The organism is Methylobacterium sp. D54C, from assembly GCF_053345595.1.
Genome location: NZ_JBKFAK010000005.1, coordinates 96,628 through 120,017 on the forward strand (window position 1 = coordinate 96,628; position 23,390 = coordinate 120,017).

General features: G+C 72.1%; 19 protein-coding genes. 10 read left to right on the plus strand and 9 right to left on the minus strand.

What is annotated here, in order from left to right:
* The first annotated feature begins 187 nt into the window (after window positions 1-187).
* Window positions 188-916 (plus strand): transcriptional repressor LexA, encoded by a 729-nt coding sequence (lexA, locus tag ACLBYB_RS13880; protein ID WP_020092270.1) that lies wholly within the window; start codon window positions 188-190, stop codon window positions 914-916.
* Here lexA and ACLBYB_RS13885 read toward each other — a convergent pair.
* Entirely contained in the window at window positions 910-3,237 is a 2,328-nt protein-coding gene (locus tag ACLBYB_RS13885; RefSeq protein WP_447699108.1) for a ComEC/Rec2 family competence protein, read from the minus strand. The two genes, lexA and ACLBYB_RS13885, sit on opposite strands and share 7 nt — an antisense overlap.
* A 193-nt stretch (window positions 3,238-3,430) precedes the next feature.
* Between ACLBYB_RS13885 and gltX the strand changes: the two genes are divergently transcribed.
* The 4 genes from gltX to ACLBYB_RS13905 all read left to right on the plus strand — a co-directional run bounded on the left by gltX (window position 3,431) and on the right by ACLBYB_RS13905 (window position 7,707).
* Entirely contained in the window at window positions 3,431-4,858 is a 1,428-nt protein-coding gene (gltX, locus tag ACLBYB_RS13890; RefSeq protein ID WP_447699109.1) for a glutamate--tRNA ligase, read from the plus strand.
* A 289-nt stretch (window positions 4,859-5,147) separates the two neighbouring features.
* Window positions 5,148-6,437: a citrate synthase gene (gene gltA, locus ACLBYB_RS13895; protein ID WP_447699110.1), complete on the plus strand. Its 1,290-nt coding sequence runs from the start codon at window positions 5,148-5,150 to the stop codon at window positions 6,435-6,437.
* A 20-nt stretch (window positions 6,438-6,457) separates the two neighbouring features.
* Complete coding sequence (locus ACLBYB_RS13900) at window positions 6,458-7,384, plus strand: DNA-3-methyladenine glycosylase family protein (RefSeq protein ID WP_447699111.1); 927 nt, start codon at window positions 6,458-6,460, stop codon at window positions 7,382-7,384.
* 74 nt (window positions 7,385-7,458) lie between these two features.
* On the plus strand, window positions 7,459-7,707 hold the full coding sequence (locus tag ACLBYB_RS13905; RefSeq protein ID WP_447681220.1) for an amino acid transporter protein: 249 nt from the start codon (window positions 7,459-7,461) through the stop codon (window positions 7,705-7,707).
* A 218-nt stretch (window positions 7,708-7,925) separates the two neighbouring features.
* Here the strand turns inward: ACLBYB_RS13905 and parC are convergent, their stop codons facing one another.
* Both parC and recO read right to left on the minus strand, forming a co-directional pair.
* Window positions 7,926-10,172 (minus strand): DNA topoisomerase IV subunit A, encoded by a 2,247-nt coding sequence (gene parC / locus ACLBYB_RS13910; RefSeq protein ID WP_042674740.1) that lies wholly within the window; start codon window positions 10,170-10,172, stop codon window positions 7,926-7,928.
* 175 nt (window positions 10,173-10,347) lie between these two features.
* Window positions 10,348-11,067, minus strand: coding sequence for a DNA repair protein RecO (gene recO / locus ACLBYB_RS13915; RefSeq protein ID WP_020092262.1), 720 nt, complete (start codon window positions 11,065-11,067; stop codon window positions 10,348-10,350).
* A 136-nt stretch (window positions 11,068-11,203) separates the two neighbouring features.
* Here recO and ACLBYB_RS13920 point away from each other — a divergent pair, with 136 nt between their 5' ends.
* Entirely contained in the window at window positions 11,204-11,617 is a 414-nt protein-coding gene (locus ACLBYB_RS13920; protein ID WP_447699112.1) for a hypothetical protein, read from the plus strand.
* A 20-nt stretch (window positions 11,618-11,637) separates the two neighbouring features.
* On the plus strand, window positions 11,638-12,333 hold the full coding sequence (locus tag ACLBYB_RS13925) for a gamma-glutamylcyclotransferase (RefSeq protein ID WP_447699113.1): 696 nt from the start codon (window positions 11,638-11,640) through the stop codon (window positions 12,331-12,333).
* A gap of 69 nt (window positions 12,334-12,402) precedes the next feature.
* Here the strand turns inward: ACLBYB_RS13925 and ACLBYB_RS13930 are convergent, their stop codons facing one another.
* Complete coding sequence (locus ACLBYB_RS13930; protein ID WP_020092259.1) at window positions 12,403-12,546, minus strand: hypothetical protein; 144 nt, start codon at window positions 12,544-12,546, stop codon at window positions 12,403-12,405.
* 175 nt (window positions 12,547-12,721) lie between these two features.
* On the opposite strand from ACLBYB_RS13930, the gene ACLBYB_RS13935 reads away from it, so the two are divergent.
* Window positions 12,722-13,345: a hypothetical protein gene (locus tag ACLBYB_RS13935; RefSeq protein WP_447699114.1), complete on the plus strand. Its 624-nt coding sequence runs from the start codon at window positions 12,722-12,724 to the stop codon at window positions 13,343-13,345.
* A 64-nt stretch (window positions 13,346-13,409) separates the two neighbouring features.
* Here ACLBYB_RS13935 and ACLBYB_RS13940 read toward each other — a convergent pair whose 3' ends face one another.
* On the minus strand, window positions 13,410-14,321 hold the full coding sequence (locus ACLBYB_RS13940; RefSeq protein WP_447699115.1) for a LysR family transcriptional regulator: 912 nt from the start codon (window positions 14,319-14,321) through the stop codon (window positions 13,410-13,412).
* A 101-nt stretch (window positions 14,322-14,422) separates the two neighbouring features.
* Here ACLBYB_RS13940 and ACLBYB_RS13945 point away from each other — a divergent pair, with 101 nt between their 5' ends.
* Entirely contained in the window at window positions 14,423-15,097 is a 675-nt protein-coding gene (locus ACLBYB_RS13945; RefSeq protein ID WP_447699116.1) for a L,D-transpeptidase, read from the plus strand.
* Between the two features lie 193 nt (window positions 15,098-15,290).
* Here ACLBYB_RS13945 and dnaE read toward each other — a convergent pair whose 3' ends face one another.
* Window positions 15,291-18,809, minus strand: a complete 3,519-nt coding sequence (gene dnaE / locus ACLBYB_RS13950) for a DNA polymerase III subunit alpha (RefSeq protein ID WP_447699117.1) — start codon at window positions 18,807-18,809, stop codon at window positions 15,291-15,293.
* 539 nt (window positions 18,810-19,348) lie between these two features.
* On the opposite strand from dnaE, the gene ACLBYB_RS13955 reads away from it, so the two are divergent.
* Entirely contained in the window at window positions 19,349-20,617 is a 1,269-nt protein-coding gene (locus ACLBYB_RS13955) for a glycosyltransferase (RefSeq protein ID WP_100252281.1), read from the plus strand.
* 174 nt (window positions 20,618-20,791) lie between these two features.
* Here the strand turns inward: ACLBYB_RS13955 and ACLBYB_RS13960 are convergent, their stop codons facing one another.
* The 3 genes from ACLBYB_RS13960 to ACLBYB_RS13970 all read right to left on the minus strand — a co-directional run bounded on the left by ACLBYB_RS13960 (window position 20,792) and on the right by ACLBYB_RS13970 (window position 23,389).
* Window positions 20,792-21,052 carry a hypothetical protein gene (locus ACLBYB_RS13960; RefSeq protein WP_020092251.1) on the minus strand — a complete coding sequence of 87 codons (261 nt, stop codon included), beginning with the start codon at window positions 21,050-21,052 and terminating at the stop codon, window positions 20,792-20,794.
* Between the two features lie 299 nt (window positions 21,053-21,351).
* Window positions 21,352-22,065, minus strand: coding sequence for an ABC transporter ATP-binding protein (locus ACLBYB_RS13965; RefSeq protein WP_020092250.1), 714 nt, complete (start codon window positions 22,063-22,065; stop codon window positions 21,352-21,354).
* Between the two features lie 13 nt (window positions 22,066-22,078).
* Window positions 22,079-23,389 carry a lipoprotein-releasing ABC transporter permease subunit gene (locus ACLBYB_RS13970; protein ID WP_091680286.1) on the minus strand — a complete coding sequence of 437 codons (1,311 nt, stop codon included), beginning with the start codon at window positions 23,387-23,389 and terminating at the stop codon, window positions 22,079-22,081.
* Between the last annotated feature and the right edge of the window lies 1 nt (window position 23,390).

Here is a 23,390-nt window from a genome sequence, read left to right on the forward strand (position 1 = left end):
CGCGATGCATTGAAACGGCTCCGCTTGCGCCGTCAATGCGTTTCTCGACCTTCTCCCGCGGGCGCGCCGCGGAGCGCCGGGCCGAGCGGTGCCGCTCTTGCGGAACACTTGCGGAACGTTTAACCTGTTCGTGATTTGTTTCGGAGACCGTCACGTGGCGGTCCGCCAAGCCGCGAGTCCCCCGTCGATGCTCACGCGCAAGCAGCTGGACCTCCTGCGATTCATCCAGAGCCGGATGCAGGAATGCGGTGTCCCGCCGTCGTTCGACGAGATGAAGGATGCCCTCGATCTCAAGTCGAAATCCGGCATCCACCGGCTGATCACGGCGCTCGAGGAGCGCGGCTTCCTCCGGCGCCTCCCGAATCGGGCGCGCGCCATCGAGGTGATCCGGATCCCCGAGAGCCTGACCCAGGCCGCTCCGGCGACTCAGGCCCCCGCCGAGCCGCGCCGCTTCACGCCGAGCGTGGTCGAGGGCGGTAAGTCCAAGCAGCCGCCGGCCCCGGCGAGCACGCGGATGATCGACGAGTCCGGCCGCGCCATCTCGATCCCGGTCATGGGCCGGATCGCGGCCGGTACGCCCGTCTCGGCGATCCAGAACCAGAGCCACGCCATCACCCTGTCGCCGGACTTCGTGGCCGGCGGCGAGCACTACGCCCTCGAGGTGCGTGGCGACTCGATGGTCGAGGCGGGCATCCTGGACGGCGACCTCGTGGTCATCCGCAAGCAGGAGACGGCCAATACCGGCGACATCATCGTGGCGCTGATCGACGACGAGGAGGCGACGCTCAAGCGCCTGCGCCGCCGCGGCTCGTCGATCGCCCTCGAGGCCGCCAACCCGGCCTACGAGACCCGCGTGCTCGGGCCCGACCGGGTCCGGATCCAGGGCCGCCTCGTGAGCCTCGTCCGCCGTTACTGAAGCGGCTCGGCCGGCGCGTCGCCGGGGGCGAGGTCTCCGCCCGGCGCGGCGTCGGCCTCCGGCGTCGCGGCGACCCCGTCCTCCGCGGGGCGGTCGCCCGGCTCCGCGGTGACCGGCCGCGGCGGTCTGGGCCCGCGCCCGGCGGCCGGCCGCCAGGGCACGGCGCGGCCGTCGTCCCGGGCGTAGCGCGCGGCGAAGCCGTCGCCATCGGTCCGGAGGGCCACGGCCCCGCGGGCGGCGAGGACGCGCCGGTCGATCACCAGCGGCCCCGTGCAGGTAGGCGGCGCCGCGAGGCCCGTGATCAGCACCGCGGCGCGGGCGCAATCCTCCGGGAAGGCCCGCCGGTCCCGGACCAGGGCGACCGCCCGCCCGTCCGGCAGCCGGGCGGTGCAGCCGAGCCGGTCGCAGCGCCCGCTGCCCGACCGGACGATCAGCGCCGCGGACCGCCGCCCGTCGCCGTCCGCCTTCAGCCACTGCTCGAGGACGAAGCCCGAAGGGCTGCCGAGGGCCGCGAGCCGCCCGTCCGGGCCCCGCACCGCGGCCCCCGCGCCCTGCCGGTCGACGTAGAGGTCGTAGTGGTCGGGCCGGGCCGCGAGGACGAGCCCGAGCAGGACCGGCGGCACGGCGAGCCAGCGCAGGCGCGAGGCCGGCAGCGTCCCCAGCAGCAGGCCGGCGGTCAGCAGGGCTAGCGCCCCGGCGCCGAAGGCCGGCAGCACCAGGACCGCCCGCTCGAACCCGGCGATCCAGTCCGAGATCGCCAGCATCCCGGCCACCGCCTGCCCCATCAGCCACCAGACCGGCCGGTCGAGGGCGAAGGGATAGGCGAGGCAGCCGATCACCGCGGCGGGCATCACCACCAGGGAGACGAGCGGCAGGGTCAGGGCGTTGCCGACGAGGCCGAAGGGCTGGACCGTCTGGAAGTGGTAGGTGGCGAAGGGGGCCGTCGCGACCTGCGCCACCAGGGTCGTGGCCAGGGTCCCGGTGATCGCCGACAGGCCGGTCCCGACGAGCCGCCCGATCCGCCCGGCCCCCGGGCGCACGAGCAGCCGCCCGTCGATCAGCCGCGCGCAGGCGATCAGCCCGGCCACGGCGCCGAAGGACATCTGGAAGCTCGGGCCGAGCAGGCCCTCCGGCTCCCGGGCGAGCGCGATCAGCGCCGCGAGGGCGAGGTTGCGCATCGACAGGGCCGGCCGGTCCACCAGGATCGCGCCCAGCATGATCAGGGTCATGATCAGCGAGCGCTCGGCCGCGATGTCCCAGCCCGAGAAGGCGCAGTAGGCGGTGACGCCGACCATGGCGAAGCCGGCCGCGATCTTCTTGATCGGCCAGAGCAGCGCGCAGAGCGGCACCGCGGCGAGGAGCGCCCGCACCAGCCAGAACACCACGCCGGCGGCCAGCACCATGTGGAGGCCCGAGATCGACACCACGTGGTAGATGCCGGCGGCGCGGAGCGCGTCGTTGGTGGCCGGCCCGATGAGGCCGCGCTTGCCCGTCACCAGGGCCGCCGCCACCGCACCCGCCTGGCCGCCGGCGGCCTCCGCGATCCGGCGCGTGAGCCCGTTGCGCGCCGCGTCGAGCGCAGCGGCGAGCCGCAGGCCCAGCGGCGGCGGCCCGGACGGTTCCCGGACGGTGACGGTGCCGATCAGCGAGCCCACCGCGCCGATCCCCTGGAAATAGGCGTCCCGGGCGAAGTCGTAGCCGCCGGGCCGGGCCGCCTCCGGGGGCGGCAGCAGCCGGGCCGTAGCGGCGACGCCGTCCCCGGGACGCGGGATCGGCGTCTTCCGGAACGAGACCCGGACCCGGGCGGGCCGCGCCTCCGGCGCGAGGCCGGCGAAGCTCTCCACCCGGATCACCAGCCGGGCGCCCACCTCGCGCTCGTCCAGGGCCTCGACCGTTCCGACGAGCGGGCCGATCGTGGTGCGGGTGAGGATCGGTGCGGCGACCTGCGAGACCCGCCAGGTCGCCGCCGCGAAGCCGAGGAACGCGGCCGCCACCGCGAGCGCCGCCGCCAGGGCCGCCGGCCGCGCGCCGAGGACGGGGACCGGCGCCAGCGCGAGGCCGGCCGCGATCAGGGGGGCGGCGAGGCTCGGCGCGCCGTCGGCCGCCGCGAAGTAGACCAGGATCCCGCCGCCGAAGGCCACAGCCAGCCAGGGGAACAGCCGGCGCTGCTCGGCCTCGCGGGCGAGGCCGGCGACGACCCAGTCGCGGAGCGCCGGGAGGGCGGCCGGGAGGGCGGCCAGGAGGGCGGCGGGAAGGGGTCGGGCGCGCGGGCCGATCAGCGCGACCGCGCCGTCCGCCCGCCTCGCGCCGCTCCGCCGCATCGCCGCCGCCCCGCTCCGCGCGACCTGTCGTCGGGGCCGGGCGATTCTGCGGGCGATTCTTAACGCATCCGCCGGCCCGTGCTACAGCGGGTTCTTCGTGCTACGGCCGCCCTGTCGAGCCCCTCGCCGCTCCGCCGCCCCTTCGCCGTCCGTCGCGCCCCGTCCGCGACCAGCCCCGGAACATACCGGACCGATGTCCTCAGCCGTCGTCACGCGCTTCGCCCCCTCGCCCACGGGTTACCTGCATATCGGCGGGGCCCGCACGGCCTTGTTCAACTGGCTCTACGCCCGCCACACCGGCGGCACGATGCTGCTGCGCATCGAGGACACCGACCGCGAGCGCTCCACCAAGGGGGCGATCGACGCGATCCTCGACGGCCTCTCCTGGCTCGGCCTCGACTGGGACGGCGACGTGGTCTTCCAGTTCGCCCGCGCCGAGCGCCACCGCGCGGTCGCCGAGGAGCTGCTGGCCGCGGGCCGCGCCTATCACTGCTACGCCACCGCCGAGGAGCTCACGCAGATGCGCGAGACCGCCCGCGCGGAGGGGCGCGCCCCGCGCTACGACGGCCGCTGGCGCGACCGCGACCCGTCCGAGGCCCCCGCCGGGGTCAAGCCGGTGATCCGCCTGCGCGCCCCGACCGAGGGCGAGACCGTGGTCGAGGACGCCGTCCAGGGCCGCGTGACCTGGGCCAACAAGGACCTCGACGACCTCGTCCTGCTGCGCTCGGACGGGACGCCGACCTACATGCTCGCCGTCGTGGTCGACGACCACGACATGGGCGTCACGCAGATCATCCGCGGCGACGACCACCTCACCAACGCGGCGCGCCAGAGCCAGATCTTCTCGGCCCTCGGCTGGGACATCCCGAGGATGGCGCATATCCCGCTGATCCACGGGGCGGACGGGGCCAAGCTCTCGAAGCGCCACGGCGCGCTCGGCGTCGAGGCCTACCGCGATCTCGGCTACCTGCCGGCGGCCCTGCGCAACTACCTCGTGCGGCTCGGCTGGAGCCACGGCGACCAGGAGGTCTTCTCCACCGACGAGATGGTCGCGGCCTTCGACCTCGGCGCGGTCGGACGCTCCGCGGCGCGGTTCGACTTCGCCAAGCTCGCGAACCTCAACGGCCTCTACATCCGCACCAGCGCCGATTCCGAACTCGTCGCGGCGATCGAGACCATCCTGCCCAACGTCGGGCCAGAGCGCGGCCTGTCGGCGCCGCTGCGGCCCGATCTCAAGGACAAGCTCGTCCAGGCCATGCCGGGCCTGAAGGAGCGGGCCAAGACGCTGATCGAGCTCCTCGACAGCGCCTACTACCTCTACGCCCAGCGGCCCCTGGCGCTCGACGACAAGGCCCGCGCCCTGCTCTCCGACGAGGGGCGCGGCCGCCTCGCCGGGGTGCGGCCGGTGCTCGAGGCTCTGCCCGACTGGAGCGCGACCTCCACCGAGGGCGCGGTGCGGCAGTACGCGGAATCGGCCGGCTGCAAGCTCGGGCAGGTGGCCCAGCCCCTGCGCGCGGCGCTCACCGGCCGCACCACCTCCCCGCCCCTGTTCGACGTGATGGCGGTGCTCGGCCGGGAGGAAACCCTGGCGCGCCTCGGAGATCAGGCGCCGCAGGGCTGAGGGCAGGGACGAGGCGGGGACGAGGCGGCGCTGGGACCGCCGCGCGCGGACCGGCAGCGGACAGGGAACTGCCGGCCCCGACCCGGATTGCGTTGGGTGGAAATCGGTTGGCGGAATTCGCTTGGCGACGGGGGCGGGTTGTCACCGACCCCGTTGCTGCTGCACTGCCGTTTGGGTAACCCATGGCTGTGAGCACCCGCAGCATAATGCGTGTGCTCAGGCCCCCGGGACCGACTCGGGCAGCCCGAGGCCGGCATCCGCCACGTCGCCAGAGAAGGGTCCACGATCCATGAGCGCACCCAGCACCATCACCGTGGACGGCAAGTCGATCGAACTGCCGGTGAAAACCGGCACGATCGGGCCGGACGTGATCGATATCGGCAAGCTCTACGCCCAGACCGGCGCCTTCACCTTCGACCCGGGCTTCACCTCGACGGCCTCGTGCGAGTCGAAGATCACCTACATCGACGGTGACGAGGGCGTGCTGCTCTACCGCGGCTACCCGATCGAGCAGCTCGCCGAGAAGGGCGACTTCCTCGAGACCTGCTACCTGATGCTGTTCGGCGCCCTGCCGACCGCCGCCCAGCGGGCCGATTTCGAGTACCGGGTCACGCGCCACACCATGGTGCACGACCAGATGAACCGGTTCTTCACCGGCTTCCGCCGCGACGCGCACCCGATGGCCGTCATGGTCGCCTCGGTGGGCGCCCTCTCGGCCTTCTACCACGATTCCACCGACATCACGGACGAGAGCCAGCGGCTGATCGCGTCGATCCGCATGATCGCCAAGATGCCGACGCTCGCCGCGATGGCCTACAAGTACTCGATCGGCCAGCCCTTCGTTTACCCGAAGAACGACCTCGACTATACGTCGAACTTCCTGCGCATGTGCTACGCGGTGCCGTGCGAGGAGTACGAGGTGAACCCGGTCTTCGCCCGGGCCCTCGACAAGATCTTCATCCTGCACGCCGACCACGAGCAGAACGCCTCGACCTCGACGGTGCGGCTCGCCGGCTCCTCGGGCGCCAACCCCTTCGCCTGCATCGCGGCCGGCATCGCCTGCCTGTGGGGCCCGGCCCATGGCGGCGCCAACGAGGCGGCGCTCAAGATGCTGATGGAGATCGGCACCCCCGAGAATGTCAGCAAGTACGTCGCCAAGGCCAAGGACAAGAACGACCCGTTCCGCCTGATGGGCTTCGGCCACCGGGTCTACAAGAACTACGATCCGCGCGCCCGGATCATGCAGAGCACCACCCACCAGGTGCTGAAGGAGCTCGGCAAGACCGACGATCCGCTGCTGCACGTCGCCATGGAGCTGGAGCAGATCGCCCTCAAGGACGAGTACTTCATCGAGAAGAAGCTCTACCCGAACATCGATTTCTACTCGGGCATCACCCTCAAGGCGATGGGCTTCCCGACCGACATGTTCACGGTGCTGTTCGCGGTGGCCCGCACGGTCGGCTGGATCGCCCAGTGGGCCGAGATGATCGAGGACCCGTCGCAGAAGATCGGCCGTCCGCGCCAGCTCTACGTGGGCCCGGCCCAGCGCGACTACGTGGCGGTGGACCAGCGCGGCTGAGGCGGGACCTGTCCCAGACGGTGATCAGCGGGGCGGCCGAGAGGCCGCCCTTCGCGTTTGAGGGGGCGATCGAACTCCGCCTGCCCTATCGGCCGCCCTACGACTGGGTGGCGATCCGCGCCTTCCTGGCCAAGCGGGCGATCCTGGGCGTCGAGGCGACGGACCCGGCGGCGGCCTACGCGCGCACGATCAGCGTCGCGGGTCGGCACGGGGTCCTGACCGTGGCGCCCGGCGGGGGCTGCCTGCAGGTCGTACTCCGCGGCGTCGAGGCCAGGCAGGCCGAAGCGGTCGCCGCGCGCCTGCGCCGCCTGTTCGACTGCGACGCGGATCCAGTCGCCATCGCGGCCTGCCTCGCCGGGGATCCGATCCTGGCGCCGCTCGTGGCCGCGCGGTCCGGGCTTCGGCTGCCCGGCGCCTGGGACCCGTTCGAGACCGGATGCCGGGCGATCCTCGGCCAGCAGGTCTCGGTGGCCGCCGCGATCGGGCTCGCGGGTAAGCTGGTCGCGGCCTTCGGGACGCCGCTCGCCGAGCCTGTCGGCGGCTTGACCCACATCTTTCCGGCACCGGAAAATCTCGTCGAGGCGGATGTCGCGCTGGCCCTGAACATGCCGCGCGCCCGTGGTGCGGCGATCCGGGCGTTGGCGGCGGCGGCGCTCGCCGATCCGGAGCTGTTCGCCCCGGCCGCGTCGCTGGAGGACGCGGTTCAGCGCTTCACGGCAATCCGCGGGATCGGACCGTGGACCGCGCAGTACATCGCCATGCGGGCGCTCAAGCTGCCCGACGCCCTGCCGGTGGGCGATGTCGGCCTTCTGCGGGCGCTGGAGGATGGCTCCGGGCGGCCGAGCCCGGCGGCGCTCCTGGCACGGGCCGAGGCGTGGCGGCCGTATCGGGCCTACGCGGCCCAGCACCTCTGGGCGGCGGACGAGGCGGCTGTGGAGGGGCGGTGAAGCGAGGGGCGTCGTTCGTTCCCCGCATCGCCAGGGTGGGCTAACGCAGGTGCCGGTCGGGGGGCTCGGATTCGATGTCGGACGGGGACGAGGACGCGCGCGAGAAGCTCGTCGCGAACGAGCGCATCAAGTTCACGTCGACCTACGCCAATGGTCTCGCCGTCGCGATCTTCGCTGTGGGTGGTTTCGCGCCGTTCATCTCGACTGCGCTATCGGATAGCCCTCACTTCGCGCCCGTACTCGTCGCGATGGCGATTTGCTGGATCATGAGTGGCGTCATACATTGGGTTGTGAGGCACGCCTTGCGGAACCTTCGCCCATGACGACAGCCCAGTTTCTCCTTTTGCTCGCTGTCCCGATCGGTGGGGGCGTGCTGGCCCTGGGTGCGCTCTGGTTAGACCAGCGTTCGCACCGACACAGGACTCATCGCACCCGCTCTTGATCCCGAGGCGCCGGAGCATTTCAAATGCGTGCTTCGAGGCCCGCTGACGCGGGCACCTCAGGATGAGGGCGCGGGTTGGAGGCCCGTCACCCCCCTGCCTCACCGTCCGAACCGCTCGAATTTCGGGAAGCTGCGCGCCATCATCAGCCCGACCTCGGCGCGGTGGCCGAGCCACTTCTCCAGCACCGACGCGTTCGCGAGCCGGCCCTCGGCCGAGCCGTCCTGCCAGGGCAGGCCGTCGGCGAGCTTGAACACGTGCGCGTCGAGGAGCGTCCCGCTGCGGCAGCGCTGGAGCCGGACCCCCTTGCCGCGGGCGAGTTCGGCCACCTCGGAGACCGGGAAGACCAGCAGCAGCTTCTCCGTGTTCACGACCGCCACGTGGTCGCCGTCGGCCGGCACCAGCACGGCGGCCGTGGCGTCGCCGTCGAGGCCGAGCACGCTCTTGCCCTTGCGGGTGTTGGCCACGAGCGCGTCGGCGGGCGCCACGAAGCCGCGTCCGTCCGAGCCGGCGATCAGCAGCTTGGTCTCCGGCCGGTACGGCAGCGCCGCCACGATCTCGGTGCCGTCGTCGAGGTCGGCCATCAGCCGGACCGGGTCGCCGAAGCCGCGGCCACCCGGCAGCTTCGAGGCCTCGAGCGTGAACACCTTGCCGTTGGTGGCGAGCAGCAGGATCTTCTGGGTCGTCTCGGTCGGGAAGGCGATCTTCAGGGTGTCATCGCCCTTGAACGCGACGCCCGAGAGATCGGCGACGTGGCCCTTGAGCGCCCGGATCCAGCCCTTGGTCGAGACGATCACGGTGATCGGCTCGCGCTCGACCAGGGCCGCCGTGAAGTCGATGCCGCCGACATCCGGCGGGCTCGCCAGCGTCGTGCGGCGCTTGCCCAGCTTGGTCTCGGGCCCGAAGGTCTTCTTCACGGCGCGGATCTGCGCCTGGATCGCCTTCCACTGCGCCGGCTCGGAGGCGAGGAGCGCGTCGATCTCGGCCTTCTCGGCGGTGAGCGCCTCGAACTCGCGCTTCAGCTCCATCTCCTCCAGCTTGCGCAGGGAGCGCAGCCGGGTGTCGAGGATGGCGTTGGCCTGCACCTCGGTCAGCTCGAACCGGGCCATGAGAGCGGCCTTCGGCTCGTCCTCCTCGCGGATGATGCGGATCACCTCGTCGAGGTCGAGGTAGACGATGAGCAGGCCGCCCAGGATCTCGAGGCGCCGGTCGATCTGGCCGAGGCGGTAGCGCGAGCGGCGCTGCAGGACCACGCGGCGGTGGTCGACCCACTCGCGCAGGCACTCGGCGAGGCCGATCACCTTCGGCACGAGACCGCCGACCAGGACGTTGAGGTTGAGCGGGATGCGGGTCTCGAGTTCCGTGAGCCGGAACAGCGATTCCATCAGGATCACCGGGTCGACCGTGCGCGAGCGCGGCTCCAGCACCACGCGCACGTCCTCGGCCGACTCGTCGCGCACGTCGGCGAGCAGCGGCAGCTTCTTCTCCTGCAGCAGCTCGGCCATCTTCTCGATGAGCCGGCCCTTCGGGATGCCGTAGGGGATCTCGGTGACGACGATGTTCCAGGTGCCGCGGCCGAGATCCTCCTTGGCCCAGCGGGCGCGGACCCGGAAGGCGCCGCGGCCGGTCCGGTAGGCCTCGGCGATCGACTCGGCCGAGTCGACGAGGATGCCGCCGGTCGGGAAGTCCGGGCCCTGGACGAACTTGGCGAGCTGCCCCGAGGTCGCCTCGGGATGGTTGATCAGGTAGAGCGCCGCGTCGCACAGCTCGGCGGCGTTGTGCGGCGGGATCGAGGTCGCCATGCCGACCGCGATGCCCTGGCTGCCGTTGGCGAGCAGGTTCGGGAAGGCCGCCGGCAGGACGATCGGCTCCTCCTTCTCGCCGTTGTAGGACGGGCGGAAGTCGACCGTGTCCTCGTCGATCCCGTCGAGCAGGAGGCGCGCGACCTCGGTGAGCCGCGCCTCGGTGTAGCGGTAGGCCGCGGGACCGTCGCCGTCGATGTTGCCGAAGTTGCCCTGGCCGTCGACCAGCGGGTAGCGCTGGGCGAAATCCTGGGAGAGCCGGACGAGCGCGTCGTAGATCGCCTGGTCGCCGTGGGGGTGGAAGTCGCCCATCACGTCGCCGACGATCTTGGCGCACTTCTTGTGCGCGGTGGTCGGGTCGAGGCGCAGCAGCCGCATCCCGTACAGGATGCGCCGGTGCACGGGCTTCAGCCCGTCGCGGGCATCCGGCAGGGCCCGGTGCATGATCGTGGAGAGCGCGTAGGCGAGGTAGCGCTCCTCCAGCGCGGATTTCAGCTCGACGCTCTCGATCCCGTCGCCGGACGGCGGCTCGAAGGGCTGGCCCATGACGGCTCCTCACTACAACGTCTTCACCGCGCGCCGTCATTCCGGGGCCGCGCAGCGGGGCCCGGAATCCAGAGCCGCCGACGTCCCGCGCGTGCGCGCGGACGGTGGTTCTGGATTCCGGGCGCGCCTTCGGCACCCGGAACGACGACGGGGCATTAAGAACAGAACACGAACATTACCCGGCCTCGCGGCCGAGCGCAACGAATCGCGCCCGCTCCTCGGGCGGCCCGAGGCCGCGGGGTCCCCAGACGTGCCGGTCGAGGAAGTATCCCGTCAAGGTAAACCCTTGGGCAACGCCGTCGGGACCCGGGGAACCGCCCGCGTGCAGGAAGGTCGGGAGCGCCAGGAGACGGTCCCGGTAGGGCTCGCCGGCCGAGGCGCTGACCGCCCGGCCGCTCTTCGGCGACACGTAGGCCAGGGCGTCGTTGCCGCCGGTGGCCGCGCAGGCGGTGAGGTCGAGGCCGAAGCCGAGTTCCGACAGGATCGCCAGCTCGAACCGCACCATCAGGGGCGGGGCGATGGCGGGGTCGTCGAGGTGCTCGACCAGGATCCCCGCCGCCGCGTAGAGCGCCGGATGCGGGTCGCGCTCGGGGAGGAGCCGCAGCAGCGCGGCCATGTGGTTCATGCCGTAGAGGGCGAGGCTCGACCCGATCAGCCGCGAGACCTGCGAGTCCAGGGGCTCGACCGCGTAGGCGCCGAGACCCTCGTCGAGGCGCGCTCGCCACGTCACGCGGACCCGGTTCCCGGCCTGCAGCACGGGCTGCATCCGGCGCGAGCGCCCACCGTGCACGAGGCCGAGATGGCGCCCGTGGGCCTCGGTCATGGCCTCGAGGATGACGCCGGTCTCCCCGTGCCGGCGCAGGCCGAGCACCAGGGCGTCGTCGGTCCACTGCATCGAACGTCGCGTCTTCGTGTGAGAGATCGGGTGAGAGGCGCGCTTCGCGCCTGTCTCTCATATAGGGGGCCGCGGCCGCCGGCGCTGCCCCGCGCGGTCCCAGCCTCGGGCAACCTTGGCCGGGTAGCGGTGACCGATGCCGCTCCGCGCCGCCCTCGCCGCCCTGCTGGTCCTCCTCGCCGCCGGCGCGCAGGCCGCGCCGCGCGCACCGAAGCCCGCCGCCGAGCCCGCCGCCGAGGCCGACCCCTCCCCGGCCCTCCTCCGGCGGATCGCCGCCCTGGCCCTGAGGCAGGTCAGTTTCGGCGCGGTCTCGCTGCTGCCGGTGCGGTTCGCGGGCAGCCGGATCGCCGGGCCGATCGCCGAGGGGGGCGGGGTGATCTACTGCGTGTCGGGCCGGATGTACGGCCGGACCTTCGGCAAGCCCGAGCGCCCGAGGGTGGCGCTGCGCTACGACAACGACCGGCTCACGGTGCTCGACGACGACGAGGTCTGCACCGGACACCGCACCCGGCCCTTCCCCGAACTCGACGCGCTGGGCAACAAGCCGTGAGGCCCGGGCGTTGAGGGCCCATGCCCGCCGCGTCCGTCCGCACCCTCGACCTCAGCCTCAACCTGATCGCCCGCGCCCATTCCGTCCCGATCCCCGACGACCCGAGCGCGCTCGAGGTTCTGTCGGACGCCGAGTTGCGCCCGGGGCTCGACGCGATCGTCGCCGGGCGCGAGGGCAGCGACCTCTGGGTCTTCGCCTACGGCTCGCTGATGTGGAACCCGGAATTCCCGGTGGCCGAGCGCCGGATCGGGACGGTGCGCGGCTTCCACCGACGCTTCTGCCTGCTCCAGCGGCGGTTCCGCGGCACGCCGGAACGGCCGGGCTTCGTCCTGGCGCTGGACCGCGGCGGCCTGTGCCGGGGCGTGGCCTTCCGCCTGCCCGGCATGGAGATCCGCGAGGCGCTGATGCCGGTCTGGCGCCGCGAGATGCGCGGCCGCGGCTACGTCGCCCGCTGGCTGCCGGTCGCCACCGAGGCCGGGACCGTCCCGGCCCTGACCTTCCTGGCGAACCGCGCCAGCGACCGCTACGCCGGACGCCTCTCGGATTCCGAGATCGCCGAGAAGATCGCCGCGGCCTGCGGCCACAAAGGGCCGAGCGCCGAGTACCTGTTCCGGACCGTGGAGGCCTGCGAGCGCCTCGGCATCCGCGACCGCCACCTCTGGAGCCTCCAGGCCCTCGTGGCCGCGCGCCTCAGGGCCTGCGCGCCCGGGGGGTGAGACCGTCTCCTGTCGAGCGCGTCGGTGCAGCCGTGCTCGCGAGGACGGTCGCGTCGACCGGGCAGCGGTTCAGATCCAAGCCCGCTTGGTCGCGACCACGAGGCGCCCGCCGCCGTGCTCCGCGTCCGGATTGCGCGGCTCCCGGATGCCGGGGGCGCGGCCGGTGGTGACGTAGACGAGGAGGGTGAGGACGAGCAGGATCTTCGTGCGCATGGCGACGCTCAAGGTTGAGCGTCGGTGCATAGGAACGATCGGTTTTTACCGAGTTGCTGCGGTGCACGCGGACGCGTCGGCGGCCGATTCCCTGCGGACGTGGTGAACGGAGGGTTGCGATGCGGCCGCGATCGTCTATGCCGCCGGCCCGTGATGTCCACAGGCGGAGGATGGGATGCGGCTCCGGATCGGCGTGGCCCTGGCGGTGGTCGTCATCGCCGCCGTTGCTCTGCTTGCCGGGCCGCTGAGCCGCGGCGACAGCCTGTCCGACATCCTGACCGGCCGGACCCCCCTGCTCGCCGGCAGCGCCCGGGCGCCCGGCGGCAGCGCGGACTTGAGCGGCACCGCGACCCTCGCGGCGGACCAGCGGCCGGCGACCCTGCACGTCGCCTGCGATCCGGGCGGCACCGGCCTGTCGGCGGCGCTGACCGTGCCGCGCTTCGCCGAACTGGCGCCGCGCTTCGATTTCGCGGGCCTCGAAGGGGCCGACAGCGAGAAGCCCCTGACCGGCCTCCTGGTCTCCAGCGCCGGCAGCGTGCGCTCCGTGCGCATGCCGGTCCGCGGCGCCGCGACCGGGGCCGATGCGGGCTTCACGCTGACGGTGGCGGGCGCGCGCCGCGGCGAGGATCCGCTGCGCGGGGTCGCCCTGGCCCTCGTCCAGCCCGGGACGAAGCTGACCTGGACGCAGGCGAGCCCGCGCGGCGAGGACTCGACCCTGACGGCCACGTTCACGGTGGCGGAGGCCGACGCCGCCGCGCTGAAGGGCGCCCTGAGCGGCTGCCTCGCGGCGCCGTTCTAGGGTCGCGATCGCGGCGGTCGGCCACCCCGGCCCGTTCGTCGCGGCCGCAGCGCGCCGGAGCCGGTCAACCGGCGTGGCTGATCCCCTCGATGGCGCGGATGCGCGGCACGGCGAAGTCGGTGAACGCGCGGACGACCGGGCGCATGTGGCGGACGGACGGGTAGACCAGATAGGCGTCCGTCGAGCGCACCTCGTACGCGGGCAGGACGCGGACGAGGTGTCCGGCCGCCAAGTCCTCGGCGACCAGCAGGTGCTGGACCGGGCCCATGTACCGTCCCGCGCGCAGTTCGGCCAACAGCACCTCCGCGCTGTTGGTCCGCAGGGCCGGGCGGACGGCGAGGCTCAGCGTCTCGCGCCCGTGCTGGAGCACGAGCGTGTTCCGGTCGTCCAGGGCCGACGTGGTCGTCACGAGGGCCCGGTCGGCGATCTGCCCGGGCGCGTCGATGCCGCCGGCCCGCGCCAAGTATGCCGGGGCGGCGACCAGGATGCGGCGCACCCAGCCGAGCCGCCGCGTCACGACGTCCTGCCCGTGGGGCCGGCCGTAGCGGAGCGCGAGGTCGTAATCCTCGTAGACGAGGTCGATCAGCCGGTTGTCCAGCACGAGATCGACCGTGACCCGCGGATTCTCGGCCTGGAACGCCGCCACGATCCGGTGCAGATGGGCCGCCCCGATGCAGGCGGGCGCGTGCAGCCGCAGCCGGCCTTCGATGCGGCCGGCCTCGGTGCGGGCATCTTCCAGGGCGGCGTCGATCGTGGCGAGCGCGGGCTGACAGGCCGCGTAGAGCCGCTGGCCCTGCTGGGTCGGACGCACCAGCCGCTCGGACCGTTCGAGGAGCCGCGCGCCGACCTGGGCCTCCAGATTGCGCAGATGCTTGCTGATCGCCGGCTGCGACACCGCGAGGTCGCGTGCGGCCGCGGTCATCGAGCCGCGCTCGACGGTCCGGAGGAACGCGCGCAGGGCCAGCGTCAGATCCATGGATGCCATCCGGTTATGGGTGCGATCACCCCATAGCCGATGGACGGGGCGGCCGCGTGGCGGTTCTGTGCGTCGTCGCCAGACCTTGGAGCGCAGCATCGATGTTTCCGACCCGCCGCAGCCTGCTCGCCGGCACGCCCCTGCTCGTCGCCGGCTGCGTCACCCGCGAGCCGCGCCCCGTCGCCGCGCTGCGCCCGCCCGTCGACCAGGCCTACACGGCCCTCTACGCCGCGCTCGACGGCGAGCCCTTCCCCGTGCCGGCGGTGGACCTGTCCGCGATAGACCCGCGCTTCCTGCGCCGGGAGGTGGCCTACGCCACGGCCGAGCCGCCGGGCACGATCGTGGTCGATCCTTCGGCGCGCTACGCCTACCTCGTGCGCGAGGGCGGGCGCGCCATCCGCTACGGCGTGGGCGTCGGGCGCGATGAGGCGTTCAACTTCCGAGGCGCGGCCGTCATCGCCCGCAAGGCCGAATGGCCGCGCTGGACGCCGACCCAGGCCATGATCAAGCGGGAGCCCGAGCGCTACGGGCCCTATGCCGGCGGCCTGCCCGGCGGGGCCGGCAATCCGCTCGGTCCGCGGGCGCTCTACCTCTATCGGGACGGCGGCGACACGCTCTACCGCCTGCACGGCACCACGGAGCCGCAGACCATCGGCACGATGGTGTCGTCGGGCTGCGTCCGGTTCCTGAACCAGGACATCATCGACCTGTACGCCCGCGTGCCGGTGGGGAGCCGGGCGGTGGTGCTGGCAGCCAGCGGGACGGCGGCGAGCTGAGGGCCTCGACGGGCACGCACCTACAATTCCCGGCGACAGAACTCACAAAAGCCCACCCGTCCTTGCGAGCGGAGCGAAGCAACCCCGTGTCGCGCGCCCTCATCGAGCGTGGCGCGTCCCTGGATCGCTTCGCTCCGCTCGCGAAGACGGCGCGGGCCGACCGAACCCACAGGCGCTTGGTATCAGCCGCCCCTCAGCTCACCTCCACCTGCACCACCCCGGGCACGGTCCGGAGCTGGCCGGCGAGCGCCGGGCTCGCCTGGAACTTGCCCGGCAGCCGGATCTCCACCTCGCGCTCGCCGCCGTCGAGCTTGAGGATCAGCGAGACCTCGCTCTCGCCCCGCATCGACAGGCGCTGCTGCACGGGCGCGACGCCGCGCGGGTCGCTCAGATGGATGCGGATGCCCTTCTGGTGGCGGGCGACCGCTTGATCGAGGGGTTCCGCGGTGAGGATGCGGGCGCGCACGTCCTCGCCCTCCAGATTCGCCTGGAGCTGCAGAACCAGCGGTCGGCCCGGTTCCAGGATGTCGCGATACTGGCCGAGCCCCTCGGAGAAGATGATCGCCTCGAAATGCGCGGTCCGGTCCGACAGGGTGACGATGCCCATCTTGTTGCCGGTCTTGGTCCGCCGCTCCGCCCGGTCGAGCACCGAGGCCGCCACGCGGCCGACGCTCGACGTCCCGGCCCGCACGGCGCGGCAGAAATCCGTCCAGCTCTGCACCCGCAGCTTGTCCAAGAGGTCGCCGTACTCGTCGAGCGGATGGCCCGAGATGAAGAAGCCGATCGCCGCGTACTCGCGCTTGAGCGTGTCGGCCATCGGCCAGATCTCGTGCGGCGGGATCCGCAGGGACACGTCGTCCGCCACCACGCCGCCGAACATGTCGGTGACGCCGGCCGACTCCGCCTCCGCCGCGCTGGCGGCGAGCTTCATCATCGGCTCCACCGCCGCGAAGGCGCGCGCGCGGTCGGGCTCGATGCAGTCGAGCGCCCCGGCCTGGACGAGGCTCTCCAGGGTGCGCTTGTTGATCATCCGCGGGTTCAGCCGGCGGGCGAGGCAGGCGAGATCCTTGAACGGCCGGTCGCCGCGGGCCTCCACCAGCGCCCGCACCGCCTCGCGGCCGACGCCCTTGATCGCTGCCAGCGCGTAGAAGATCTTGCCGTCGCGCACCGCGAACACCTCGCCGGAGGTGTTGATCGAGGGTGGCTCGACCACGATCTTCAGGCGCTGCGCGTCCTGGCGGAATTCGGCCAGCTTGTCGGTGTTGTCGATGTCGAGGGTCATGGCGGCGGCCAGGAACTCGACCGGGAAGTTCGCCTTCAGGTAGGCGGTCTGGTAGGTCAGCAGCGCGTAGGCCGCCGCGTGGCTCTTGTTGAAGCCGTAATCGGCGAACTTGGCGAGCAGGTCGAAGATCTCGTTGGCCTTGGCCTTGGTCAGGCCGCGCTCGGTGCAGCCCTTGAGGAACCGGTCGCGCTGCGCGTCCATCTCGGCGCGGATCTTCTTGCCCATGGCGCGCCGGAGCATGTCGGCCTCGCCGAGCGAGTAGCCGGCGAGCACCTTGGCGATCTCCATCACCTGTTCCTGGTAGACGATGATGCCGAAGGTCTCCTTCAGCATCGGCTCCAGCTTCGGATCCGGGTACCAGGACGCCTCGTTGCCGGCGTCGCGGCCGAGCTTGCGCTCGCAATAGACCGGGATGTTGGCCATCGGGCCCGGCCGGTAGAGCGCCACCAGGGCGATGATGTCCTCCAGCCGGTCGGCCTGCATCTCGCAGAGCGCCTTGCGCATGCCGGCCGATTCCACCTGGAACACGCCGACCGTCTCGCCCCGGCCCATCGGCCCGTAGGTGTTCGGGTCGTCGAGCGGCAGCGAGGCGAGGTCGATGTCGATGCCGCGCTGCTTCAGCAGATCGGTGCAGCACCGCAGCATCGTCAGGGTCTTGAGGCCCAGGAAGTCGAACTTCACCAGCCCCGCCTGCTCGACCCACTTCATGTTGAACTGGGTGACCCGCATGCCGGTCTTCGGGTCCCGGTAGAGCGGGACCAGCTCCTCGAGCGGCCGGTCGCCGATCACCACGCCGGCGGCGTGGGTCGAGGCGTGCCGGTGCAGGCCCTCCAGCTTCTTGGAGATGTCGATGAGGCGGCCGACGATCGGCTCCTCCTCCATGGCCTGCTGGAGCTTAGGCTCGCCCTCGATGGCCTGGGCGAGCGTCACCGGGTTGGCCGGGTTCTGCGGCACGAGCTTGGTCAGCTTGTCGACCTGCCCGTAGGGCATCTCCAGGACGCGGCCGACGTCGCGCAGCACGCCGCGGGCGAGCAGCGTGCCGAAGGTGATGATCTGCCCGACCTGCCCCTCGCCGTAGCGCTGCTGCACGTAGCGGATCACCCGCTCGCGGCCCTCGACGCAGAAGTCGATGTCGAAATCCGGCATCGAGACGCGCTCGGGGTTGAGGAAGCGCTCGAACAGCAAGCCGAACCGGAGCGGGTCGAGGTCGGTGATGAGCAGCGACCACGCCACCAGCGAGCCGGCGCCCGAGCCGCGGCCCGGACCGACCGGGATGTCGTGGTCCTTGGCCCACTTGATGAAGTCGGAGACGATCAGGAAGTAGCCCGGGAACTTCATCTTGACGATGACGTCGAGCTCGAACTCGAGGCGCTTGCGGTAATCCTCCTCGGAGAAGCCCGGCGCCGTGCCGTGCTGCTTCAGGCGCAACTCCAGCCCGGCCTCGGCCTGCCGGCGCAGCTCGGTCGGCTCGTCGGCCGAGACCGCCCGCGCGCCCGCGTCGGACGCCTCCGCCAGGGCCTCCGCCATGGGCGGCGTCTCGCCGGCCGCCACGGCGCCGAAATTCGGCAGGATCGGCTTGCGGGTCCGCGCACGGACGGCGCAGCGCATGGCGATCTCGACCGTCGCCTGGAGCGCGTCCGGCAGGTCGCGGAACAGCTCGGCCATCTCGGCCCGGGTCTTGAAGGCGTGGCTCGGTGTCAGGCGGCGGCGGCGCTCGTCCGAGACGAGGCGGCCCTCCGCGATGGCGAGCAGCGCGTCGTGGGCGTCGTAGTCGTCGGGCTTGGCGAAGTAGGGCTCGTTCGTCGCCACGATCCCGAGGCCGTGGCGGCCGGCGAGGTCGAGGAGCGCGGTCTCGATCCGCGCCTCCTCGGACTGGCCGTGGCGCTGGATCTCCACGTAGAGCCGGTCCTCGCCGAACGTCTCCTTCAGGCGCTTCAGGCGGTTGAGGGCGAGCTCCGGCCGGCCCGCCCGAAAGGCCGCGTCGAGGGGGCCCGCCATCCCGCCGGTGAGCGCGATCAGCCCCTCGGAGGCGCCCGCGAGCGCTCCGGCATCGAGGCGCGGCGCCTCGCCGAGGGCCGTGTCGAAATAGGCGCGGCTCGCCAGCCGCAGCAGGTTGGCGTAGCCGGTCTCGTCCTGGGCGAGGAGCACGATGCCGTGGCTGGTCGGCGCCTGACGCTGGTGCGGGTCCGCGGCCTCGAACGCCACCGAGAGCTGCACGCCGGCGATCGGCTGGACGCCCTCCCCGGCCGCCTTCTCGGAGAATTCCAGCGCGCCGAACAGGTTGTTGGTGTCGGTCAGGGCCAGGGCCGGCTGCCTGTCGGCGACCGCCGCCTTGATCAGGGAGCCGACCTTCAGCGCCCCTTCGAGCAGGGAATAGGACGAGTGGACGTGGAGGTGGACGAATCCGACCTCCTTGAGCTGGCGTGGCATGGCCGACCTTGTTCCGGGGTCGGGCAGCATCCCCGCTCGCCGGCCTCAAGTCGACGTGCGCCGCGCCGCCGGCGGACGATATCCACCGGTCGTGCCCCGGAAGCACCAGTTCGGCCCGGCCCTGTGGACAATCGGCGCCCGCGGCGCGATCGCCTGTGCATAACCCGTCCGCGGACGGAACCGGGCAGTCTTCGGAAAAATCCGGCTAACGAACCGGTGCCAAGGCTATCGCCCAGGCGCCCACCGCCGCGAACAGCATCCCGAACGCCATGAACTCGACCATTCCGGTCAGGATCACCCGCTTGAGCATCGACCTGCCTCCTGTGTTCCGGCCCTAGTATGTTCATGTTTTGTTCTATGGAAAGGGTCTGTGGGTCACAGGGCGGCCCCGTTTCTTCGACAGGGTAAAAAGTGTCTTGATGCGGATCGGGCGGGCTGGCATGCCCCCGCCTTCGAGACGAGCTCGTCACCGGCTGGGGAGTTCGAAGGAGCAAGCCATTCCCGAGCACCGGACGGTCGAACGGTTCGACGTCGCCCTCGTGGCCGTCGGCACACACGGCGATGTGCTTCCGTTCATCGCGCTGGGGCACGAGCTCCTGAAGCGCGGCCACGGCGTCTCGCTGGCGGCCCCGGCCCCGTTCGAGGCGATGGCCCGCCGGGCCGGCCTCGCCTTCCAGCCCCTGGGCACGGTTGCCGATTACGAGGCGGTGATCCGCCAGCCGGATCTGTGGCACCCGCAGCAGGGGTTCCGCCCGATGTTCGATTACGCCCTGCGGGTGGCCGAGCCGGCCTGCCTGTGGCTCGGCGCGACCCGCGCCCGGGGGATCGACCTGCGGGTGGTCGCCTCGCCGCTGGGCTGGGGGGCGCGGCTCGCGCAGGACCTCTACGATCTGCCGACCGCGACGCTGCACGTCATGCCGTTCCTGATCGAGAGCCGGTACGATCCGCCGCGCCTGCCGGGCCTGCCGCTGCCGCGCGTCCTGCCGGCCGCCCTGCGGGCCTACGTGAATCTCGGCGTCGACAAGGTGGCGGTCGGCCCGTTCACCCTCCCGCCGCTGAACGCCCTGCGGGCGCGTCTCGGCCTCGATCCGGTCTACCGGCTGCGGCACTGGTGGAACAGCCCGACCGGCATGCTCCTGATGTTCCCCGACTGGTACGCGGAGCCGCAGGCCGACTGGCCGGGCCAGGCGGTGCAGCTCGGCTTCCCGCTGGTCGACCGGTTCGGCGACGTGGCGTCCATGCCGCCGGAGCTGGAAGCGTTCCTCGAGGCGGGCGACCCGCCGATCGTGTTCACCTACGGCTCGGCCATGCGCCAGGGCGCCGGCTTCTTCGACACCGCGGTGCGGCTGTGCCGGCGCATGGGCCGGCGCGGCGTCTTGCTCGCCCCGCAGGGGGGGCAGATCCCGAAGCCGCTGCCGGCCGGGATCATCCACCTGCCCTACGCCCCCCTGAGCGCCCTGCTGCCGCGCAGCGCGGCGCTGGTCCACCACGGCGGCGTCGGCACGGTGGCGCAGGCGCTGGCCGCGGGCGTCCCGCAGCTGGTGGTGCCCGTGGCCTTCGACCATTTCGACGAGGGGCGGCGGCTGAAGGATCGGGATCTCGGCGCCACCCTGAGCCGCCGCGCCTTCCGGCCCGCGCGGGCGGCGCGGGTCCTCGGCCGGCTGCTCGCCGACCCCGCGGTGACGCGGGCCTGCGCGGCGGCCCGGGCGCGGATGGCCAATGGCCGCGACGCCGTCCTCGACGCCTGCGACTACGTCGAGCGGCTGACGGCCGCCGAGTCCGGTCCCGGCCCGTCCCGCGCGTCCTGACCCGCCGGCTGCCCGAACGCGGGGGGGCGCCCCCTCCGACGGAAGCGGCGCCCTTTCGATTACTGCCCGAGCAGCGCGGTGGCCGAACCGACGAACGTCATGAGCAGGCCGCTCACGAAGGCGCCGATCATGACGTAGGAGAGAGCCTTGAGCTTCATCCGTCCTCGCGTCGGCTCAGCAGCGGTAGCCGCCGGAGGTCTGGCCGTACTGCTTCACCGGCCGGGTCTGCTGGTCGGCGTTGCCCTCGGCGGCCGAGCTCAGCGGGCAGCCGACGTAGTTGGGATTGTCGTGGACCCCCAGTCCGAGCGAGCCCGTGGTCTCGACCTCGTAGGGAGCGAGGCCTGTCCAGCGGGCGCCGTTGGCCGCCAGAGCGGACGAGATCGGGGCAACGCCAAGGACAAGTGCGGTGACGGCTGCGGCGATACGGGTCTTCATGGTCAGGCTCCAGAGATAACCCAGTACAGGCCCGTTGTTCGGCTCTGTTTTGTCTTGCGTGATCACAAGATAGGGGCCCGGTGTCTTCCGCGACGTGACGCGTCGCACGCGGCGCGACGGATTAAAGATCGCGTGCACTTGCGGGACTCGGAGGTTCGCGGGCCGGCTGGCGTCGCGGGCCGGGAGCGATGCGCCTTGTGGTTGATCGAGGCTGCCGCGGCGCGGCGTGTAAGGGGCGCGCCGCCGCGCGTGCCGTCGCTGCGCCGGCACACGGGAGATCTGCTCAGCGGGTGGCCCGCTCAGTCGAGCTGCGTGATCAGCCCGTCCCGGATGGTGACCCGCCGATCCATGCGGGCGGCCAATTCCAGGTTGTGGGTCGCGACCAGGGCGGCGAGCCCCGAGGCGCGGACCAGGGCCATCAGGATCGAGAAGACGTGGCCCGCCGTTCCGGGATCGAGGTTGCCGGTCGGCTCGTCGGCGAGCAGCAGCCGCGGGCCGTTGGCCACCGCCCGGGCGATGGCCACGCGCTGCTGCTCGCCTCCCGACAGCTCCGCCGGGCGGTGCGGCAGCCGCTCCTTGAGGCCGAGGAAGCTCAGGAGTTCCGTGGCGCGGGCCTTCGCCTCCGGGGCCTTCAGGCCGCGGATGAGCTGGGGCATCACCACGTTCTCCAGCGCCGAGAACTCCGGCAGCAGGTGGTGGAACTGGTAGACGAAACCCATCTCCTCGCGCCGCAGGCGCGTGCGCTCGGAATCCGCCATCGCGGCCGTGGGCTGACCGCCGATATAGATCTCGCCCCCGTCCGGCCGCTCCAAGAGGCCGGCGAGGTGCAGCAGGGTCGACTTGCCGGCACCCGACGGCGCCACCAGCGCGACCAACTCCCCCGGCCAGATCGCGAGGTCGGCCCCGCGCAGGATCTCGAGGGCACCCTCGGCCTGGGCGTAGCGCCGCTCGACGCGGGAGAAGAACAGCGCCGGCACCGGCTGGTCGCCGGCGGTCTGGCTCGAATCGCTCATCGGATGCGGCCCGTCAGCCGTAGCGGAGGGCCTGCACCGGATCGAGCCGGGCGGCGCGCCAGGAGGGATACAGTGTCGCCGCGAGCGACAGCAGCAGGGAGGTGATCACCACGGCGGTGATCTCCTTCGGGTTCATCTGGGCCGGGATCTCGGCGAGGAACCGCACCGTCGGGTCCCAGGCGCCCGGAAACAGCACGTGCTGGATCGGCTTGATGTTCAGCGTGATCAGGATGCCGAGGCCGAGCCCGCTGAGCGTCCCGACGACGCCGATCAGCGCGCCGTTGATCAGGAACACCCGCATGATCGTGCCCGGCGTCGCCCCCATGGTGCGCAGGATCGCGATGTCGCTCGACTTGTCGCGCACCAGCAGGATCAGGCCGGAGACGATGTTGAGGGTCGCCACCACGACGATCAGGCTGAGGATCAGGAACATGACGTTCCGCTCGACCTCCAGGGCCCCGAAGAAGGTCCGGTTGCGCTGGCGCCAGTCGGTGAGCAGGATCGGGCGCTCGGCCGCCATCTCCAGGGGCTCGCGCATGTCGCCGACATGGTCGGGATCGTCGACGTAGATCTCGATCATGCTCACGTCGCCGTCCTTGTTGAAGAACGCCTGGGCCTCGGCCAGCGGCATGAACACGAAGGTCTGGTCGAACTCGGTCATCCCGACCTCGAACACCGCCTTGACCGTGTAGCTCTTGGTGCGCGGCGCCGTCCCGAAGGGCGTCGACGAGCCCTTGGGCGTGACCAGCGTGATCGTGTCGCCGGCCTGCAGGCCCAGCGTGTCGGCGAGCCGCCGCCCGATCAGCACGCCGGTGCCGTCGTCGAAACCTTCGAGGGTGCCGCCGCGGATCGCCGAGGACACGGCCGCCAGCGCGTCGAGGTCGGCCGCCCGCACGCCGCGGATGATGACGCCGGATCCGCCGTACTGCGACGAGGCGAAGGCCTGGCCCTCGACCAGCGGCACCGCGGCGCGCACGCCCGCCACCTTCGACAGGCGCTCCGACAGGTCGGTCCAGTCGTTGAACGGCCGGTCGATGGGCGTCGCGAACAGGTGGCCGTTGATGCCGACGATCTTCGACAGCAGTTCCGCGCGGAAGCCGTTCATCACCGACAGGACGATGATCAGCGTGGCGACGCCGAGCGCGATGCCGAGCACCGAGAAGAACGCCACCACCGAGACGCCGCCGCCCCGGCGCCGGGCGCGCAGGTAGCGGCCCGCGAGGATCCACTCGAACGGCGCGAAGGGCGCGGTGCCCTGGCGGAACGAGGCCGCGAACGAGGCCGCAAAAGTCCGAACCCGGTCCAGCTTCGCTGAGGCGGCCATC

Excerpts from the sequence above, each read along its gene's own strand:
- lexA (WP_020092270.1), top strand. The coding sequence starts at position 188 with ATGCTCACGCGCAAGCAGCTGGACCTCCTGCGATTCATCCAGAGCCGG.
- ACLBYB_RS13920 (WP_447699112.1), top strand. The coding sequence starts at position 11,204 with ATGCCGCTCCGCGCCGCCCTCGCCGCCCTGCTGGTCCTCCTCGCCGCC.
- ACLBYB_RS13965 (WP_020092250.1), bottom strand. The coding sequence starts at position 22,065 with ATGAGCGATTCGAGCCAGACCGCCGGCGACCAGCCGGTGCCGGCGCTG.
- ACLBYB_RS13940 (WP_447699115.1), bottom strand. The coding sequence starts at position 14,321 with ATGGATCTGACGCTGGCCCTGCGCGCGTTCCTCCGGACCGTCGAGCGC.
- ACLBYB_RS13905 (WP_447681220.1), top strand. The coding sequence starts at position 7,459 with ATGTCGGACGGGGACGAGGACGCGCGCGAGAAGCTCGTCGCGAACGAG.
- ACLBYB_RS13970 (WP_091680286.1), bottom strand. The coding sequence starts at position 23,389 with ATGGCCGCCTCAGCGAAGCTGGACCGGGTTCGGACTTTTGCGGCCTCG.
- gltX (WP_447699109.1), top strand. The coding sequence starts at position 3,431 with ATGTCCTCAGCCGTCGTCACGCGCTTCGCCCCCTCGCCCACGGGTTAC.
- ACLBYB_RS13925 (WP_447699113.1), top strand. The coding sequence starts at position 11,638 with ATGCCCGCCGCGTCCGTCCGCACCCTCGACCTCAGCCTCAACCTGATC.
- dnaE (WP_447699117.1), bottom strand. The coding sequence starts at position 18,809 with ATGCCACGCCAGCTCAAGGAGGTCGGATTCGTCCACCTCCACGTCCAC.
- parC (WP_042674740.1), bottom strand. The coding sequence starts at position 10,172 with ATGGGCCAGCCCTTCGAGCCGCCGTCCGGCGACGGGATCGAGAGCGTC.
- gltA (WP_447699110.1), top strand. The coding sequence starts at position 5,148 with ATGAGCGCACCCAGCACCATCACCGTGGACGGCAAGTCGATCGAACTG.
- recO (WP_020092262.1), bottom strand. The coding sequence starts at position 11,067 with ATGCAGTGGACCGACGACGCCCTGGTGCTCGGCCTGCGCCGGCACGGG.
- ACLBYB_RS13935 (WP_447699114.1), top strand. The coding sequence starts at position 12,722 with ATGCGGCTCCGGATCGGCGTGGCCCTGGCGGTGGTCGTCATCGCCGCC.
- ACLBYB_RS13885 (WP_447699108.1), bottom strand. The coding sequence starts at position 3,237 with ATGCGGCGGAGCGGCGCGAGGCGGGCGGACGGCGCGGTCGCGCTGATC.
- ACLBYB_RS13960 (WP_020092251.1), bottom strand. The coding sequence starts at position 21,052 with ATGAAGACCCGTATCGCCGCAGCCGTCACCGCACTTGTCCTTGGCGTT.
- ACLBYB_RS13930 (WP_020092259.1), bottom strand. The coding sequence starts at position 12,546 with ATGCGCACGAAGATCCTGCTCGTCCTCACCCTCCTCGTCTACGTCACC.
- ACLBYB_RS13945 (WP_447699116.1), top strand. The coding sequence starts at position 14,423 with ATGTTTCCGACCCGCCGCAGCCTGCTCGCCGGCACGCCCCTGCTCGTC.